Genomic DNA, 15,292 nt, shown 5'->3' with positions numbered 1-15,292 from the left:
CTGGGCGCCCGGAAGTGTTCGATAAGGGATGTGGGGAAGAGGTGGCTCCGCGAGTAGGACTCGAACCTACGACCGGGCGATTAACAGTCGCCTGCTCTACCAACTGAGCTATCGCGGAACAGCCGGAGAGGGGCTATTACCAGACCGCTCCACCGGTTCAAGCCCTCTGATGCTGCGAACCACACAATTCTTTCAGATCGCAGCAGAAAAACGCACAAAAAAAAGGCGGGAGACATGTCTCCCGCCGAGGCGTTGGGTGATGGTGGGTGTCTCCAAGAGAAGACAGGGTTAACAATCTGCGGAATTGGTTAACACGACCTAAACGGCTTGCCGAAAAGTCGAATTTCTCTGGCAAGAATTGAAATTTTCCCGGAAGGCACAGGGCGGCCTGCGGAAAAACCGCATGAATACAGGGGGATCGTCATTCCTGGGAAGGTCTGGAGGCCCCGGCCGGAATCGAACCGGCGTACACGGATTTGCAATCCGCTGCGTCACCACTCCGCCACAGGGCCATGCCGGAAGCAGGCCTCCTAGCAACGTTCCGGCCGGCGTGCAATCTGCCGTTTTCATGCCTGTGCGCGTTTATCGCCGATTGCATGTATGAAGCTGCATGATAAAGGGCTCCCCAGAGGAACATACGCACCCCGAAAGGCGAGAGCCCATGAACTTCGAAGCTGCCCGTGAAATCATGGTCGACAGCCAGATCCGCCCGAATGACGTGTCGGATCCGGAAGTCGTCCACGCATTCCTGAACACGCCGCGCGAGGCCTTCGTCCCGGCAACCCGCAAGCCGGTCGCTTATTCCGAACTGGAGATCGAAACGTCCGAGGGCCGCGCCCTGTGGACACCGCGTGACACGGCAAAGCTGCTCAAGGCCGCTGCGATCAAGCCGACCGACATCGTTCTGGTGATCGGCGCTGGTGCGGGCTACGAGACGGCGCTGATCAGCCATCTGGCGGAAACGGTCATTGCGCTCGAAGAAAGCACGGAACTGGTCGATGCCATGTCGGACCGGTTCGCTTCGCTGGGCTTTGACCGGGCTGTGGCTGTGGAAGGCAAGCTGGAAGACGGCCTGGCGGATCAGGGGCCGTTCGATGTGATCTATGTCTGCGGCATGGTCGAAACGGTGCCGCAAGCCTGGAAGGACCAGCTTGCCGAGGGCGGCCGTCTTGCGCTTGTGCAGTTCGAGCCGGATCGTGTGGGCCGCGGACGCGTCTATACAAAGGCGGGTGAAACCGTGTCGTCGCGCTATGCCTTCGATGCTTTCCCGCCAAAATTCGCGCAGTTCGACCGCAAAAAGGCATTTGTTTTCTGATTTTCCGGACTGGCCGCGTCAGCGTTAACTCCCCGGAAAAGTGAACACTGTTCTCTGTGGCCGCTAAGCCTGTATAAAGGCGTGTAATTGTAATTACGGCATCCGAGGAGCCTCCCATGACCCTGAAGTTTCGTATCCTTGCGGGCAGCGCGCTGGCCGGCCTGCTGGTGACCGGCGCTGCGTCGGCCGAGACATTGGGGGATGCGGTATCGTCGGCCATCCTCTCCAATCCGCAGCTGGAATCGCAGCGGGTCGAATCGGACATCGCCCGCGAGACGCTGGAACAGGCGCGTGCCGGTGGCCGCACAGCGGTCACGGTCGGCGGCTCGGCCGGTTACCAGTATACCGACACCAACTCGCCCTTCAGCGTGAGCAACGGCAATTCCGGTGCGTTCTCCTCACAGGTGCAGGCGACGAAGCCGATCTATACCGGTGGCCGTATCTCGGCAGGCATCCGTCAGGCCAAGGCCGGCATCAGCGCGGCAGACGCACAGTATGAGGCCGCTCAGCAGGACCTGATCCTGCAGGTCATCACCGCTTACATGGATGTACGCCGCGACCGTGAAACGGTCTCGATTCGCCAGAACAATGTCGATGTCTCGAATGAGCAGGTCCGCGCTGCGGAAGACCGCTTCGAAGTCGGCGTTGTCACCCGTACGGATGTGTCTCTGGCGCATGCGAACTTTGAAGGCGCCCGCGCTTCGCTCGCCGGGGCTGAAGCCGCACTCGAGACGAGCCTTGCGAACTATTCCTTCCTGACCGGTCTGGTGCCGGGTGATCTGGCGCCGCCGCCGCCCGTGCCGCCGTTGCCCGAGTCGCTGGAAGAGGCGACCCGGCTCGGCCTCGATGCCAATCCGGACATGATTGCAGCCCGCCATTCCGAACGCGCTGCCATGGAGGCGATCGAAGCCGCCAAGGCTCAGTCCCGCCCGACGGTGAACCTCGTTGGTACGGCGCAGACCCAGTACTCCACCTTCGAAACGCGGAATGTGCAGCAGTCCTCCGTGTCCGGTGTCGTGCAGGGCTCGATCCCCATCGTCACAGGTGGACTGGTAAAGAGCCAGACCAAGGCAGCCCGCCTGCGCCGCGACCAGGCCCGCCGCCAGATCGACGCTCTGGATCGTTCGATCCGGGCTCAGGTGGCCTCGGCCTGGTATGGCTATGACGCGACCCTGCGGGCCATCGAAGCCTCCAAGCGTCAGGTGGATGCCGCTGAAATCGCTTATGACGGCGCCAAGGAAGAGCTGGCCGTCGGCGTCCGTACAACGCTGGACGTGCTCAATCAGGAACAGCAATTGTTCGAGGCGCGGCTGGCATTGGTTCAGGCAGAACGGGACGCTTATGTCGCCGCGCACCAGCTGCTCCGGGCCACTGGCCAGCTGACGCAACCATAGCTACCCGTCCCGAAAGGGGTTAACATTGTCAGCCCTTTGTTAACCCAATCGCCTTAGCGATCGTAAACAGAATCGATGACGCTGAAGCATATCAGGGGGCTCTGATGGCCAACGAAGCACACAAGGAACCGACGATGGAGGAGATCCTCGCGTCGATCCGTAAAATAATCTCTGACGATGCAGCGGCGCCGGCCTCTGCCCCTGAACCGGAACCTGAAATTGCCAATGACGAGGAAGACGATGTCAGCCTCGAAGAGGTGATGTTCGACGACGACATCCGTGAAGAGGCTACGGAACCCGAAGCCGCCGAAGAATTCGAGATGGAATCGTTTGAAATTGAGGACTTTTCTGCCGAAGAGCCGCCGGAAGCTGCCCCGGAACCGGCCCAGAGCTTTGAATCCCTGCTGAGCGCTTCCCGTGCAGCTGAAGCCGAGCCGGAACCGGCCCCGCAGCCTGTTCCTGAGCCCGTCGCTGCAGCGCCCGCACCAGCCCAGCCCAAACCGGCGCCAGCCCCTGCGCCAGTGGAGAAACCCATGTCCGCCTCACCAGCCTATGACAACGCCTCTCTGACCGACGAATCGACGGCAAACGCTGCCGCTGGCGCGCTCGGCAAGCTGATCTCGAAGATGGACCTTGGCACCGACAACACGCTTGAAGGTCTGGTCCGCGAACTGCTGCGTCCGATGATCAAGGAGTGGCTGGATGCCAACCTTGCCTCCATCGTTGAGCAGAAAGTTGAAGCAGAGGTAGAGCGGATCTCCCGCATGGCGCGCTAGCCTCTCCCGCCAAATTGTTTATAGGGAAGGGCGCGCCGCCACCGGCGCGCCTTTTCTTTTTATCTGGAATACGCCCGAAACGATGCTCGACCAAAGATTTGACCCCGCTGAAGCCGAACCCCGCCTGTACGAGGCGTGGGAAACCAAAGGCTGCTTCAAACCCTCCGGTGACACGTCTGCTCAGGCCTATTCCATCGTAATTCCGCCGCCGAATGTGACCGGTGTCCTGCACATGGGGCACGCCCTGAACAACACGCTTCAGGATGTACTGATCCGTTTTGAGCGCATGCGCGGCAAGAACGTCCTCTGGCAGCCGGGCACGGACCATGCCGGTATCGCGACACAGATGGTGGTAGAGCGCCAGCTGGCCCAGGAAGGCAATGTCAGCCGCCGCGAGATGGGCCGCGAGGCCTTTGTCGACCGTGTCTGGGCGTGGAAAGCCGAATCCGGCGGCGCCATCGTGAACCAGCTGAAACGCCTCGGCGCCTCCTGCGACTGGAGCCGTGAACGCTTCACCATGGATGAAGGTCTGTCGAAGGCTGTCACCAAAGTGTTCGTCGACCTCTACAACAAGGGCCTGATCTATCGCGACAAGCGCCTTGTGAACTGGGATCCGCACTTCCAGACCGCAATCTCTGACCTCGAAGTCGACCAGCGCGAAGTGAACGGCCATTACTGGCACCTGCGCTATCCGCTGGCTGATGGCGTGACCTATGAGCACCAGGTCAAGGACGAAGACGGCAACGTCACGGGCACAGAGACGCGCGACTATATCGTTGTCGCCACATCGCGCCCGGAGACGATGCTGGGCGATACCGGCGTCGCCGTGCACCCGGATGATGAGCGCTATGCCGGCCTCGTCGGCAAATTCGTTGAGCTGCCGATCGTCGGCCGCCGTGTGCCGATCATCGCCGACGAATATGCAAACCCGGAAAAGGGCTCCGGCGCTGTGAAGATCACGCCTGCGCATGACTTCAACGACTTCGAAGTCGGAAAGCGCGCGGGGCATACGCCGCTGAATATCCTGACAGCTGTCGCTGCCATCGTGGACGGCGCAGAGGCCGACGCTGCTGGCATTCCGGAAGCCTATCGCGGGCTCGACCGGTTCGATGCGCGCAAGAAGGTTGTCGAGGATTTCGAGGCGGCCGGCCTGCTTCAGGAGATCGAGAGCCTCAAGATCGAGCAGCCTTTCGGCGACCGGTCGAACGTCGTCATCGAGCCGTGGATGACCGACCAGTGGTATGTCGACGCCAAGACGCTGGCCCAGCCGGCCATTGCTGCCGTGCGTGATGGCAAGACGCAATTTGTGCCGGAGAATTGGGAGAAGACCTATTACAACTGGATGGAAAACATCCAGCCCTGGTGCGTCTCCCGCCAACTCTGGTGGGGCCACCGGATTCCGGCTTGGTATTCCGAAGAAGGTGAAATCTTCGTCGCCGCCTCCGCTGAGGAGGCGCAAGCCATGGCAGGTGCGGGCGTTGAGCTGAAGCAGGAAGAAGACGTCCTCGACACCTGGTTCTCCTCTGCGCTCTGGCCGTTCTCGACACAGGGCTGGCCGGATCAGACGGACGATCTGAAAACCTTCTTCCCGACTGCGACGCTCGTCACCGCTTTCGACATCATCTTCTTCTGGGTTGCCCGGATGATGATGATGAGCCTCGAATTCATGGGCGAGGTTCCGTTCAAGGACGTCTACATCCACGCCCTCGTCCTCGACGAAAAGGGCCAGAAGATGTCGAAGTCCAAAGGGAACGTCATGGACCCGCTGGAACTGATTCATGAATACGGCGCCGACGCGCTGCGCTTCACCATGGGCCGCATGGCCGGGCAGGGACGGAACATCCGCCTCTCCAAGCAGGCGGTCGAAGGCAACCGGAACTTTGCGACCAAGCTCTGGAATGCCGCGCGTTTCGCCGAGATGAATGAGTGCGGCGCGCCCGGTGAGATCGACTTTGACCAGATCGAGAGCCCGGTAAACCGCTGGATCCTCGGCGAGCTCAGCCAGTGCATCGCCGATGTGACCAAGGGCATTGAAGACTACCGTTTCGATGATGGCGCGGGCGCTATCTATCGCTTCGTGTGGAACACGTTCTGTGACTGGTATCTGGAACTCATCAAGCCGCTGCTGGGCGGGATGGATGATGCTGCCAAATCCGAAACGCGGATGGTGTGTGGCTATGTCCTCGACGAAACGCTGAAACTGCTGCACCCGTTCATGCCGTTCGTGACGGAAGAACTCTGGGACCGCCGCGCGCCGGGCCGCGTTCAGGACAAGGGCTTCCTGATGGGGCAGGACTGGCCGGTCTTCACGGGCTTCCACGACGAAGCGGCAACGGAAGAAGTCGACTGGGTCATCGGAATGATCACGGAGATCCGAAGCTTGCGAAATGATCTCGACATTCCTGCAGGTACGCGGGTGCCTTTGGCGTTGATTCATTCAGGCAATGAGATCGAAACGCGCGCGATGCGGCATGAAGATATTTTGAAGCGCCTTTCTCGACTTGAGGACATTGCTTTTCTGGATACCGCGCCAAAAGGAGCGATTTCCTTTGTCTTCGGCGAAACTCTGGCCGCACTCGTGATCGCAGACATCGTTGATGTTGAAGCTGCCCGCAAGCGCATCAACAAAGAGATTGCGCAGATTGAGAAGGATATTGCGGCAACCGAGAAGAAGCTTTCCAACGAGAACTTCGTGGCCCGCGCGCCGGAAGAAATCGTGGAAGAGAACCGCCAACGCCTCGTAGAGTGGCGGGCGCGGCTCGAAAAACTAATTGCGGCACGAAAGGGGCTTGAAGGTCTCTGACCTTCAGGTCCAACCTGCTGTCTGATGGACAGGAGGCTTTCCCATGATTTTTCGGCCGCTTCTCGCGGCAGCCGCGATCTTTCTCGCGGGTTGCCAGGTTTCGCCTGTGAGTGCTGAGCCGCCGGAAGCGCCGCAGTGGCGCCTTGCCATCCATGGCGGGGCGGGCGTGATCACACGCGGCTCCATGACGCCGGAGCAGGAAGCCCTCTACAGGGCTGGTCTTCAGGAAGCACTTGAGGCAGGCGCAGACGTGCTGCGCAATGGCGGCAGCGCGCTGGACGCCGTGCAGGCCGCTGTTATGCCGATGGAGAACAACGAAATCTTCAATGCGGGCAAGGGCGCCGTCTTCACGGCGGCTGGTACGCACGAACTGGACGCCTCCATCATGGAAGGCAGCACGCGCAATGCAGGCGCGGTGGCTGGCGTCACCATCGTGAAAAACCCGATCCTCGCGGCGCGGGCCGTCATGGACAAATCCGAACATGTCATGTTCGCCGGGCCCGGCGCGGATGCCTTTGCCGAAGCGCAGGGCCTGGAAACGGTCCCGAATACCTATTTCGATACGGAGCGCCGCCGCAAATCGCTGGAGCGCGTTCTGGAAACAATGTCCCGTACGGCAGCTGACAAGCACGGCACGGTCGGCGCTGTGGCCATAGACGCGGACGGAAATATCGCTGCTGCCACAACAACCGGCGGCATGACCGCGAAGACCGCCGGTCGCGTTGGTGACTCGCCTCTGATCGGCGCGGCGACCTATGCCGAGAACGGCGTCTGTGGCGTCTCCGCGACAGGGCATGGCGAATACTTTATCCGCGTCGGTGTGGCCAAGACGATTTGCGACCGGGTGAAGCTTGCCGGGCAAAGCGTCGGCGAAGCCGCGCAGGTGGCGCTGGACGAGGTTGCCACACTTGGCGGCGACGGCGGCGTTGTCCTGATCGACGGCAACGGCGATGTCGATTTCGTCTTCAACAGCGAAGGCATGTATCGCGGCTGGATCGATGCAGATGTCTCGTGGACGGCGATCTATGGCGATGAAACGGAAGACGGCGAGTAGAGCGGGAGCCAGGGCGTAACCATGGAGTCTGATACATTGCAAAGCCTCACTTTCCGCGATGCTGTTGCGGAGGATGCCGACGCGCTGACGGCGCTGGCGCGCAAGACGTTCACGGACAAGTTTGGCCACCTCTACAATCCGGAAGACCTCGCGGCGTTTCTGGACGAGTCGCACAGCCCGGAAGTCTACAAGGCCTGGCTGGCAGATCCGGACGTGTTGGTCCGCGTCTGTGAAACGGATGATGGGGCTCTGAAGGCGTACCTGCTTTGCAGTCCGCTCAGCCTGCCTGCACCGGACCCTCAGCCGGGTGCCGTGGAGCTGAAGCGGGTTTATGTCGACGATGGACTGCAGGGGCAGGGGATCGGATCGCGCTTCATTGATGAGGCGCTCGTTTGGGCGCGCAGCCGCGGTTCGCCGGAAATGTATCTCAGTGTCTATTCCGGAAATCTCGGTGCCCAGCGCCTATATGACCGCCTTGGCTGGGAGAAGGTTGCGGAATTCCTGTTTCCCGTGGGCCGGCACCGGGACCTTGAATACCTTTTGAAACTGACACTCTGAGCGCCTTGGCGATACGGGCGAACCGGTTTTAAGTGCGCCTTGTAATTGCGGGACATATTTATGACAGACAAGCCAGAGATCGATCCGGCCATCCTCGAGGCGATGGACGGATTACGGGACGAATTCGCCGGTTTTGCCAGCGTCTACCAGAACGAAATCCAGCCAGCCCTGCAGGCGCGCGAGCACGACCGGGAGCAAGCTGTCAGCAAGGCACGCAAGTTCCGCTATATCGGCATCGGTCTTGGGCTCATGATCGCGCTGGTCGGATTTATCGGGTTCAAGTCCGTGTTCGGCCCATTCATTGGCGTGATTGTCGGCTTTGGCCTCGTGACCTGGGGCGGCCAGGATCTCAAAAAGTTCGGCAAGGAGGCCAAGGAGCTATTGGTCCAGCCTGTCGTGCGTGAGCTGGGACTGACTTTCGAGGCTGAGCCGGGTGAGGTTCCGTCGATCTACGAGCACAAGAAGGTCGGCATTGTGCCCGGTTGGGATCGTGCGAGTTATGAAGACCGGCTGACCGGCAAGCGCGACACGGTCGAGTTCGAACTGTTTGAAGCGCATCTGGAGGAAAAGCACACCTCCACCGATTCAAAGGGCCGGACGACAACGCGCTGGGTCACCGTCTTTCAGGGCCAGTGTCTGCGCTTTCATTTCGACAAGACATTCTACGGACGCACGCTCGTGACCCGTGACGCCGGTTTCTTCAACCGGTTTGGAGGTGGCAAGGGCATGACGCGGGCCTCACTGGAGGACCCGGAATTCGAGAAGATCTTTGAGGTCTATACAACCGATCAGGTCGAGTCGCGTTATCTGCTGACGCCTGACCTGATGCAGCAACTCGTGAATTTGGAGAAGGCTTTCCATGGCGGGAAGCTGAAATGCTGTTTCTATGGCGGTGAGATGTACATCACGCTGCAGGGCGGCAACCTTTTCGAGCCGGGCAGCATGTTCACCCCGCTCGACAGCCCCAACCGGCTCAGGGAGCTGCTGGAGGACTTTGCTGCCGTGTTCCACATCATCGATGTGACCAACGCAAACCGGCGCCGCAGGAGCCTGCAGGAGGGGCCGCAGGTCTGAGCCCGGCCAGCAAGTTGGGCAATTTCAGGGCAGTAACGTTCAGTAAGGCTTCAGATGACAAAGGTCATAGTCCGGGCAACTGGTGAGAAAGGACGATCCATGAACCGACTGCTGATTGCCGCCATCCTTGCGCTCGCTGCCCCTGTTGCTGCTGCAGATGCTGCGTCATCAGCACGGGATCTTGCGCGGTGTCAGGCCATGTCTGCGACCTTCAAGCCGAAGCAGGAAGAAATCGTGAAGCTGAAAGACGCCCGCGATGCGCAGGCCGAAATCGTCGAAACCAAGGGTGAAGCCTGGGATGATGTGGAAGTCATGCGCAATCTTTCGAAAGCCCATGCCGCGACCGCAGATGCTGCCAAGGCGGACTATGAGACGGCTAAAGCGGACTTGCTGCGCATGGAACTGGGACTTCAGGAGGCTGTAACGGCCCTGAACGCTGACTTCGACGCTTATAATCAGACCTGCGCGACCGCCGACTGATTTGCCTCCGATATGCGGGATCGCTGTCCGGTAGTTGCCGGATCTTCGCGCGACAGGCGATTTCCGCTACCCTGACAGACAAATGTCCATTGGATGCAAGGGCGTTCATGCTTATTCCTGATGACTGACCGAAATCAGAATTGTCATCAGTAGAACATGCCCCGCAGACAGGCTGGCGCCCGGCCAGCAACGATCATTGATGTGGCCCGGGAGGCGGGCGTTTCCTTCAAAACCGTCAGCCGCGTGCTGAACGGAGAACGAAATGTGCGCGAACAGACCCGCGACCGCGTCATGCGCGCAGTCTCGACGCTGAACTATCGTGCCAATCACAATGCGCGGAACCTGCGTACGCAGCAGAGCCGCATCATCTGCCTGCTCCATGCGAACCCGTCCCGCAACTATATCGGCGAGGTGCATCTGGGTGCGTTGCAGCGGTGCCAGACAGAGGGGTACAGCCTGATTACGGAGGATTGCTCTGCCGGTTCGGGCGGCGTACTGGCCCTGCGGTCCAAAAGTCGGATGGCAGGCGCAATCCTGACCCCGCCGCTGTCCGACGATCCGGACCTGATACGGGAACTGCGCGAGCATGGTGTGCCTTTCGTCCGGATTGCGCCATCGGCGTCGGCGGAGCCGGGCCGTGATGTTGCGATCGATGACCGCGCTGCAGCGCGAGAAATGGCGCAATACCTGATCGGCCTTGGGCATCGGCGGATTGGCTTTATCCGCGGCGCGGCTGCGCATCACCAGGCAGGCCTGCGCCTTGATGGCTACAAGGATGCGCTGGATCAGGCCGGCATTCCGTTCGACCCGGATCTGGTCGCCGAGGGTAATTTCACCTTCGACTCCGGCCTCGCGGCGGCAGACCAGTTGCTGGACTTGCCGCAAAGACCGACAGCCATTTTTGCCTCCAATGACGACATGGCAGCCGGTGTCATCGCCGCGTGTTACCGCCGGCGTATTCAGATCCCGCAGGAGCTGTCTGTCGCCGGCTTCGACGATACGCCTCTGGCCGCAACGATCAGTCCCTCGCTGACGACGATTTACCAGCCAAGCCGGGAACAGGCCTCCGAGGCGGTCGGGCTCTTGCTGGAAGAGATTGCCGCGCCGAGTGACACGCCGCACCGGGAATTGCTGGACTACCAGCTGGTGGTGCGGGATTCGACCGCGCCGCCGCACGCGTGATCTGACGCAATTCCTGTTTTCAGGCCTGCACACCTATTGTAAGGCGCCTGCATGACCCGCATCCGACCTCTCCCGCACATCGAAAAGACCAAGCCCTATGTTCCCGGCGGCAAGCTGCATGGGACGGAAGGCCGTATCGTGATGCTGGCGTCCAACGAAAACCCGTTCGGCCCAAGCCCGAAGGCGATTGAGGCCATGCAGGAAGTGGCTCGTCAGGTGCACGTTTACCCTGACCCCGATTATGGCGCCCTCCGCAGCGCCATCGCTGCGGCGAAGGGGATTGCCGATGTTTCGCGCGTGGCTGTCTCTGCTGGTTCAGACGAAATCATCCACCTGCTGACCCAGGCCTATGCAGGCCCCGGCGACGAAGTTCTGTTCACAGAGCATGCGTTCTCCATGTATCAGGTTTCTGCCCTTGGCCACGGTGCGACCCCGGTGACGGTTCCGGAAACGGATTTCACGGCGGGCTTCAATGCGCTTCTCGGCGGCGTGACGGAACGGACGCGGATCCTGTTCCTGGCAAACCCCAACAATCCGACCGGCACGATGCTGGATGTTGCGGAACTGGCGCGTCTGCAGGATGCGCTGCCACCGCACGTCCTGTTCGTGATTGACGGGGCTTATGCCGAATATGTCGGCGAAGAATACGAGGCTGCCATCCGGGATCTGGTCGACCGCAGGGACAATACGGTGATGATCCGGACCTTCTCGAAGATCTATGGCCTGGCGGCGCTGCGGCTCGGCTGGGGATATTTCCCGGCTGAGATTGCGCAGACGTTCCAGCGCATCCGGCCGCCGTTCAATATCAACGCTTTTGCTGTCGCTGCCGGAATCGCCAGCATCGGGGATACCGGGTTCATCGAGCAGAGCCGCGCGCACAACACCAAATGGCGGGCGATCTGTATCGAACGGCTGAATGCCATGGGGCTTCCCACACCTGAGGCGCATGCCAATTTCGTCATTCCCGATTTCGGGTCTGCGGAACGCGCTGCGGCCGCCAATGAATTCCTGAAGCAGAACAATGTTCTGGTCAGGGCGGTTGGCGGTTACGGCATGCCAAGCCGGCTGCGTATTTCAATCGGGTCGGCTGAGGACAATGAGACCGTGCTCAGCCTGCTGGAAACCTTCACCGCGTCACGCTGATATTATCGATCAGGCGGGTGCGCCCCATCCAGGCTGCGCCGAGCAGACGGGCAACCGTACCGGCGGTCAGGGGCGTATCCGGCAGGTCCTGCAGGGTCGCCGGGTCGACCAGCGAGACATAGTCAATTTTCCCAAAGCCGGAGCGGGCCAGCAGGTCGCGCGCTTCTTCCAGCGCGACAGAAGGCGATTCGCCGGTTGCCAGCCTGATGGAGGCGCGGTGAAGTGCCGCCTGCATGGCGCCAGCGTTCCGGCGTTCTTCCGGCTTCAGATAGAGGTTCCGGGATGACTGGGCGAGGCCATCGGCATCCCGCGCCGTCGAAGCGCCAATGATTTCAATGGGGAAGCCCAGGTCGCGCACCATCCGCCGGATAATCTGCAGCTGCTGGTAATCCTTCTCGCCGAATACCGCGACGTCCGGCTGAACGTGCAGGAACAGGCGGGCGACCACTGTGGCCACGCCATAGAAGAAATGCGGCCGGAAGATTCCATCCAGCAGGTCGGACATCTCCTCGACCCGCACATTGGTAACCGACCCGTCCGGATACATTTCCCCAACTGTTGGCAGGTAGGCGAGATCGCATCCGACCGAGGCGAGCTTTGCCAGATCGGCGTCTTCGTCTCGCGGATAGGTGTCGAAATCCTCGCCCGGTGCGAACTGAGTCGGATTTACAAAAATGCTCGCGACGATTCGTGTCGCATTTTCCTTTGCCTTTTCAATGAGGGACAAATGTCCGCCATGCAGCGCCCCCATTGTGGGGACAAAACCGACCCGTTCACCCGCCCGCTTCCAGGCCGCAACCTGTTGTAACAGCTCGGTTCTTGTCCTCACGGTGGGGGTAAGGTCACCTGTCTTCGAATTCACTTTCAATTCGTCCCGGCTCCGGATTGTGTAAACGCGTTGTTAACCTGTTCGGAGGAATTTTAAAGCCATGACACAGCGCATCCTTTCTTCCCTGAAATCCTTCGTGCTGACGGCAGCGTTCCGCATGTCCGCCAGCGAGTCGCGTCTGCCCGGCGAGGGCGCTCCGGAGCCGCGGATGCGGCACCTCAATCCGGAGATGGACATCGACGAATGGATGTTCGACCGCGATGGCAATCCCGTCACGGAATCGGCAACGCTGTATGCCCGCGAAACGGCCCGCGTCTCCGGAGCCCTCTCCGGCCTGCGCTCCCTGCTGACGCAGATCGCCATGCACGCCCCGCAGACAGAAGAACTGCCGGCCAAAGCTGCGTTCGGTCCGATCATGTCGGACGATGTGCTGTTCGATGGCGAGCCGATGCCGGCGCAATTCGGTATTCTGGCCGAGGATGACGACCTGTTCGACGAGATGCCTTCCAGCCGTCCGGCCTGGGATGCCTCGCACGACATGCCGCGCGTCGCCTGAGCCTTTTCGCCTGACTGAACTGACTGACTGAACCTGGAGCTTTCTGACATGCCTGATGGATTCGCGCCTACCGCACTCGTGGGTGGCCCGGACCTGTCGGTCCCCCAGAAGGATGCCCGCGTCATTGTCGTTGGCAACGAGAAGGGCGGGGCCGGCAAGTCGACGGTTTCCATGCACCTTTGCGTCTCGTTGATGCGGATGGGCAAGTCGGTCGGCGTGATCGACTTGGATGTCCGCCAGCGCTCGCTGACCCGTTATCTCGAAAACCGCCTCCGCTGGATGCAGTCCACTGGTGCGCGCCTGCCGATGCCGGAAATTGTGCGCGTGGATGCGTCTACCGAGCGTGATCTCGACCGCGCGGAAGCGGAAGAGACCAACCGGCTCGTCTCCAGCCTGCAGCGCCTGAAGAAGAGCTGCGACTTCATCATCATCGACTCGCCTGGCGGTGACACCTTCCTGTCCCGGTCGGCGCACATGCATGCCGATACGCTGATCACGCCGCTGAACGACAGTTTTGTGGACTTTGACCTGCTGGGCGATGTGAACCCGCAGACGCTGGAAGTGATCCGGCCGAGCTTCTATTCCGAAATGGTCTGGTCCTGCCGGAAGAAGAAGGCGCAGACCTCGCGCCGTCCGATCGACTGGATCGTGATGCGCAACCGGATGTCGCCGCTGGCGGCGCGGAACAAGGAGCGCGTCGGCGAAGCACTCGACAACCTCTCCAAGCGGATCGGCTTCCGCCTTGCGCCGGGCCTGTCCGAGCGGGTGATCTACCGCGAACTGTTCCCGGCCGGCCTGACACTGCTGGACCTGACGGAGAAGGGCTCCAACGTCTCCTTCACGATGAGCCATGTCGCGGCCCGTCAGGAGATGCGCGACCTGATCATCATCCTGCAGCTGCCGGAGCTGACCGGCGCGGAAATCACCTTCTGATCCGCCAGCCAACTGACGCGAGGTGAGGCCAGCTGAGCGCTGGCCTTCTTTGTTTTTCGGCGTCACTCTGCCTCCCAAAAGAACAAGGGAGGACGGCATATGGTTTTCAATAATACCGATTGGGTCTGGCAGGTTCGGGAAGATGTCCTTGAGCCCGAGCGTGAGATTGTCGATCCGCACCACCATCTCTGGCCGAGTGAGGAGATGGGCTATCAGGTGCCGGACCTGCTGGCGGACCTGACCAGCGGCCACAATGTGGTCCAGACGGTCTTCATGGAGTGTGGGGCGGCCTACCGGAAGGATGGGCCGGATTATCTGAAGCCGATTGGCGAGACGGTTTTCGTGACGGAATCTGCGGCCGAGATGAAAGCGAAGGGCGGGCCTTATATTGCAGCGCTGGTGGCGCATGCGGATTTGCGCTTGCCGCTGGTGCAGTTGGACGAGGTTCTCGATGGCCATGTCGAGGCGTCGAACGGCCTGTTCCGCGGCATCCGCCATGCCGGGTCCCGCGATGCGAGCGGGGCGACGCTGCGTATTCCGGGCCATGCGCCGCCGCGTCTCTATGCCGAAGAAGACTTCCGGCGCGGGGTGCAGCATCTCGGGTCGCGCGGCCTGACCTATGATACCTGGCATTATCACCACCAGAACCGGGACTATCTGGATCTCGCCAAAGCCTGCCCGGACACGGTGATGATTCTCGATCATTTCGGCACGCCGATTGGGGTGGGGCCCTATGAAGGCAAGCGCGACGAGATCTTCGAAGCCTGGAAGGACGACATGGCGGCGATTGCCGAATGCCCGAACGTCTATGCCAAGATCGGCGGCCTCGCCATGCCCGACAATGGCTTCGGCTGGGACACGCGGGATGTTCCTCCGACATCGGATGAGGTCGTGGAACAGCATGAGCGCTGGTATGATCACATGATCAAATGCTTCGGCCCGGAGCGCTGCATGTTCGAGAGCAATTTCCCGGTTGATCGCTGGTCGATGAACTATGTCGTCTACTGGAATGCGATGAAGAAGATCGCGGCGAAGTATCCGGAGGACGCGAAAGCGGCGATGTTCGCGGGCACGGCGCGGAAAGTGTATTCGGTCGAGGCCTGAACCAGCACAAGCGGCCGGAGTGGCGGTGGCCATCCGGTGTTGGGAGATCCGTTCTTGATCAGTCATCCTTCGATGCCCTGCGCTTGCGCTT

Annotated in this window: 14 protein-coding genes and 2 tRNA genes; 13 read left to right on the top strand and 3 right to left on the bottom strand. The window is 60.9% G+C overall.

Annotated elements, in window-relative coordinates; all coding sequences use genetic code 11:
• Positions 1 to 42 precede the first annotated feature (42 nt).
• Both HJA_RS16890 and HJA_RS16885 read right to left on the bottom strand, forming a co-directional pair.
• Positions 43 to 118 (bottom strand) — tRNA-Asn (locus HJA_RS16890).
• Between the two features lie 320 nt (positions 119 to 438).
• A tRNA-Cys gene (locus HJA_RS16885) sits at positions 439 to 512 on the bottom strand.
• Between the two features lie 149 nt (positions 513 to 661).
• On the opposite strand from HJA_RS16885, the gene HJA_RS16880 reads away from it, so the two are divergent.
• The 10 genes from HJA_RS16880 to hisC all read left to right on the top strand — a co-directional run bounded on the left by HJA_RS16880 (position 662) and on the right by hisC (position 11,779).
• Complete coding sequence (locus tag HJA_RS16880) at positions 662 to 1,315, top strand: protein-L-isoaspartate O-methyltransferase family protein (protein WP_035584672.1); 654 nt, start codon at positions 662 to 664, stop codon at positions 1,313 to 1,315.
• A gap of 116 nt (positions 1,316 to 1,431) precedes the next feature.
• Positions 1,432 to 2,709, top strand: coding sequence for a TolC family outer membrane protein (locus tag HJA_RS16875; protein ID WP_051597832.1), 1,278 nt, complete (start codon positions 1,432 to 1,434; stop codon positions 2,707 to 2,709).
• A gap of 104 nt (positions 2,710 to 2,813) precedes the next feature.
• Positions 2,814 to 3,485 carry a PopZ family protein gene (locus HJA_RS16870; protein WP_035584669.1) on the top strand — a complete coding sequence of 224 codons (672 nt, stop codon included), beginning with the start codon at positions 2,814 to 2,816 and terminating at the stop codon, positions 3,483 to 3,485.
• 82 nt (positions 3,486 to 3,567) lie between these two features.
• Positions 3,568 to 6,288, top strand: coding sequence for a valine--tRNA ligase (locus HJA_RS16865; RefSeq protein WP_035584666.1), 2,721 nt, complete (start codon positions 3,568 to 3,570; stop codon positions 6,286 to 6,288).
• Between the two features lie 43 nt (positions 6,289 to 6,331).
• Positions 6,332 to 7,342, top strand: a complete 1,011-nt coding sequence (locus HJA_RS16860) for an isoaspartyl peptidase/L-asparaginase family protein (protein ID WP_081814785.1) — start codon at positions 6,332 to 6,334, stop codon at positions 7,340 to 7,342.
• A gap of 21 nt (positions 7,343 to 7,363) precedes the next feature.
• Entirely contained in the window at positions 7,364 to 7,900 is a 537-nt protein-coding gene (locus HJA_RS16855) for a GNAT family N-acetyltransferase (RefSeq protein WP_035584664.1), read from the top strand.
• A gap of 60 nt (positions 7,901 to 7,960) precedes the next feature.
• Complete coding sequence (locus HJA_RS16850; RefSeq protein WP_051597831.1) at positions 7,961 to 8,974, top strand: DUF3137 domain-containing protein; 1,014 nt, start codon at positions 7,961 to 7,963, stop codon at positions 8,972 to 8,974.
• A gap of 99 nt (positions 8,975 to 9,073) precedes the next feature.
• On the top strand, positions 9,074 to 9,454 hold the full coding sequence (locus HJA_RS16845; protein ID WP_035584661.1) for a hypothetical protein: 381 nt from the start codon (positions 9,074 to 9,076) through the stop codon (positions 9,452 to 9,454).
• 156 nt (positions 9,455 to 9,610) lie between these two features.
• Positions 9,611 to 10,636 (top strand): LacI family DNA-binding transcriptional regulator, encoded by a 1,026-nt coding sequence (locus tag HJA_RS16840; protein ID WP_035584658.1) that lies wholly within the window; start codon positions 9,611 to 9,613, stop codon positions 10,634 to 10,636.
• A 51-nt stretch (positions 10,637 to 10,687) separates the two neighbouring features.
• On the top strand, positions 10,688 to 11,779 hold the full coding sequence (hisC, locus tag HJA_RS16835) for a histidinol-phosphate transaminase (RefSeq protein ID WP_035584655.1): 1,092 nt from the start codon (positions 10,688 to 10,690) through the stop codon (positions 11,777 to 11,779).
• Here the strand turns inward: hisC and panC are convergent.
• Positions 11,763 to 12,608: a pantoate--beta-alanine ligase gene (gene panC / locus HJA_RS16830; protein ID WP_035584745.1), complete on the bottom strand. Its 846-nt coding sequence runs from the start codon at positions 12,606 to 12,608 to the stop codon at positions 11,763 to 11,765. The genes hisC and panC overlap by 17 nt on opposite strands.
• A 100-nt stretch (positions 12,609 to 12,708) precedes the next feature.
• On the opposite strand from panC, the gene HJA_RS16825 reads away from it, so the two are divergent.
• From HJA_RS16825 to HJA_RS16815, 3 genes are all read left to right on the top strand, one after another.
• A complete protein-coding gene (locus tag HJA_RS16825; protein WP_035584653.1) occupies positions 12,709 to 13,164 on the top strand; it encodes a hypothetical protein in 456 nt (151 codons plus the stop codon).
• A 48-nt stretch (positions 13,165 to 13,212) separates the two neighbouring features.
• Positions 13,213 to 14,097: a division plane positioning ATPase MipZ gene (locus tag HJA_RS16820; protein WP_051597830.1), complete on the top strand. Its 885-nt coding sequence runs from the start codon at positions 13,213 to 13,215 to the stop codon at positions 14,095 to 14,097.
• Positions 14,098 to 14,196: 99 nt separating this feature from the next.
• Complete coding sequence (locus tag HJA_RS16815; protein ID WP_035584650.1) at positions 14,197 to 15,201, top strand: amidohydrolase family protein; 1,005 nt, start codon at positions 14,197 to 14,199, stop codon at positions 15,199 to 15,201.
• Positions 15,202 to 15,292 lie beyond the last annotated feature (91 nt).

Source organism: Hyphomonas jannaschiana VP2 (assembly GCF_000685215.1).
Lineage (GTDB): Bacteria > Pseudomonadota > Alphaproteobacteria > Caulobacterales > Hyphomonadaceae > Hyphomonas > Hyphomonas jannaschiana.
The sequence above is the reverse complement of the archived record's forward strand: the minus strand, read 5'-3'. Positions and strand labels throughout refer to the sequence as shown.

What these genes read in the sequence shown, in the direction of transcription:
- HJA_RS16880 (WP_035584672.1), top strand. Translation starts at nt 662, where the DNA reads ATGAACTTCGAAGCTGCCCGTGAAATCATGGTCGACAGCCAGATCCGC.
- HJA_RS16875 (WP_051597832.1), top strand. Translation starts at nt 1,432, where the DNA reads ATGACCCTGAAGTTTCGTATCCTTGCGGGCAGCGCGCTGGCCGGCCTG.
- HJA_RS16870 (WP_035584669.1), top strand. Translation starts at nt 2,814, where the DNA reads ATGGCCAACGAAGCACACAAGGAACCGACGATGGAGGAGATCCTCGCG.
- HJA_RS16865 (WP_035584666.1), top strand. Translation starts at nt 3,568, where the DNA reads ATGCTCGACCAAAGATTTGACCCCGCTGAAGCCGAACCCCGCCTGTAC.
- HJA_RS16860 (WP_081814785.1), top strand. Translation starts at nt 6,332, where the DNA reads ATGATTTTTCGGCCGCTTCTCGCGGCAGCCGCGATCTTTCTCGCGGGT.
- HJA_RS16855 (WP_035584664.1), top strand. Translation starts at nt 7,364, where the DNA reads ATGGAGTCTGATACATTGCAAAGCCTCACTTTCCGCGATGCTGTTGCG.
- HJA_RS16850 (WP_051597831.1), top strand. Translation starts at nt 7,961, where the DNA reads ATGACAGACAAGCCAGAGATCGATCCGGCCATCCTCGAGGCGATGGAC.
- HJA_RS16845 (WP_035584661.1), top strand. Translation starts at nt 9,074, where the DNA reads ATGAACCGACTGCTGATTGCCGCCATCCTTGCGCTCGCTGCCCCTGTT.
- HJA_RS16840 (WP_035584658.1), top strand. Translation starts at nt 9,611, where the DNA reads ATGCCCCGCAGACAGGCTGGCGCCCGGCCAGCAACGATCATTGATGTG.
- hisC (WP_035584655.1), top strand. Translation starts at nt 10,688, where the DNA reads ATGACCCGCATCCGACCTCTCCCGCACATCGAAAAGACCAAGCCCTAT.
- HJA_RS16825 (WP_035584653.1), top strand. Translation starts at nt 12,709, where the DNA reads ATGACACAGCGCATCCTTTCTTCCCTGAAATCCTTCGTGCTGACGGCA.
- HJA_RS16820 (WP_051597830.1), top strand. Translation starts at nt 13,213, where the DNA reads ATGCCTGATGGATTCGCGCCTACCGCACTCGTGGGTGGCCCGGACCTG.
- HJA_RS16815 (WP_035584650.1), top strand. Translation starts at nt 14,197, where the DNA reads ATGGTTTTCAATAATACCGATTGGGTCTGGCAGGTTCGGGAAGATGTC.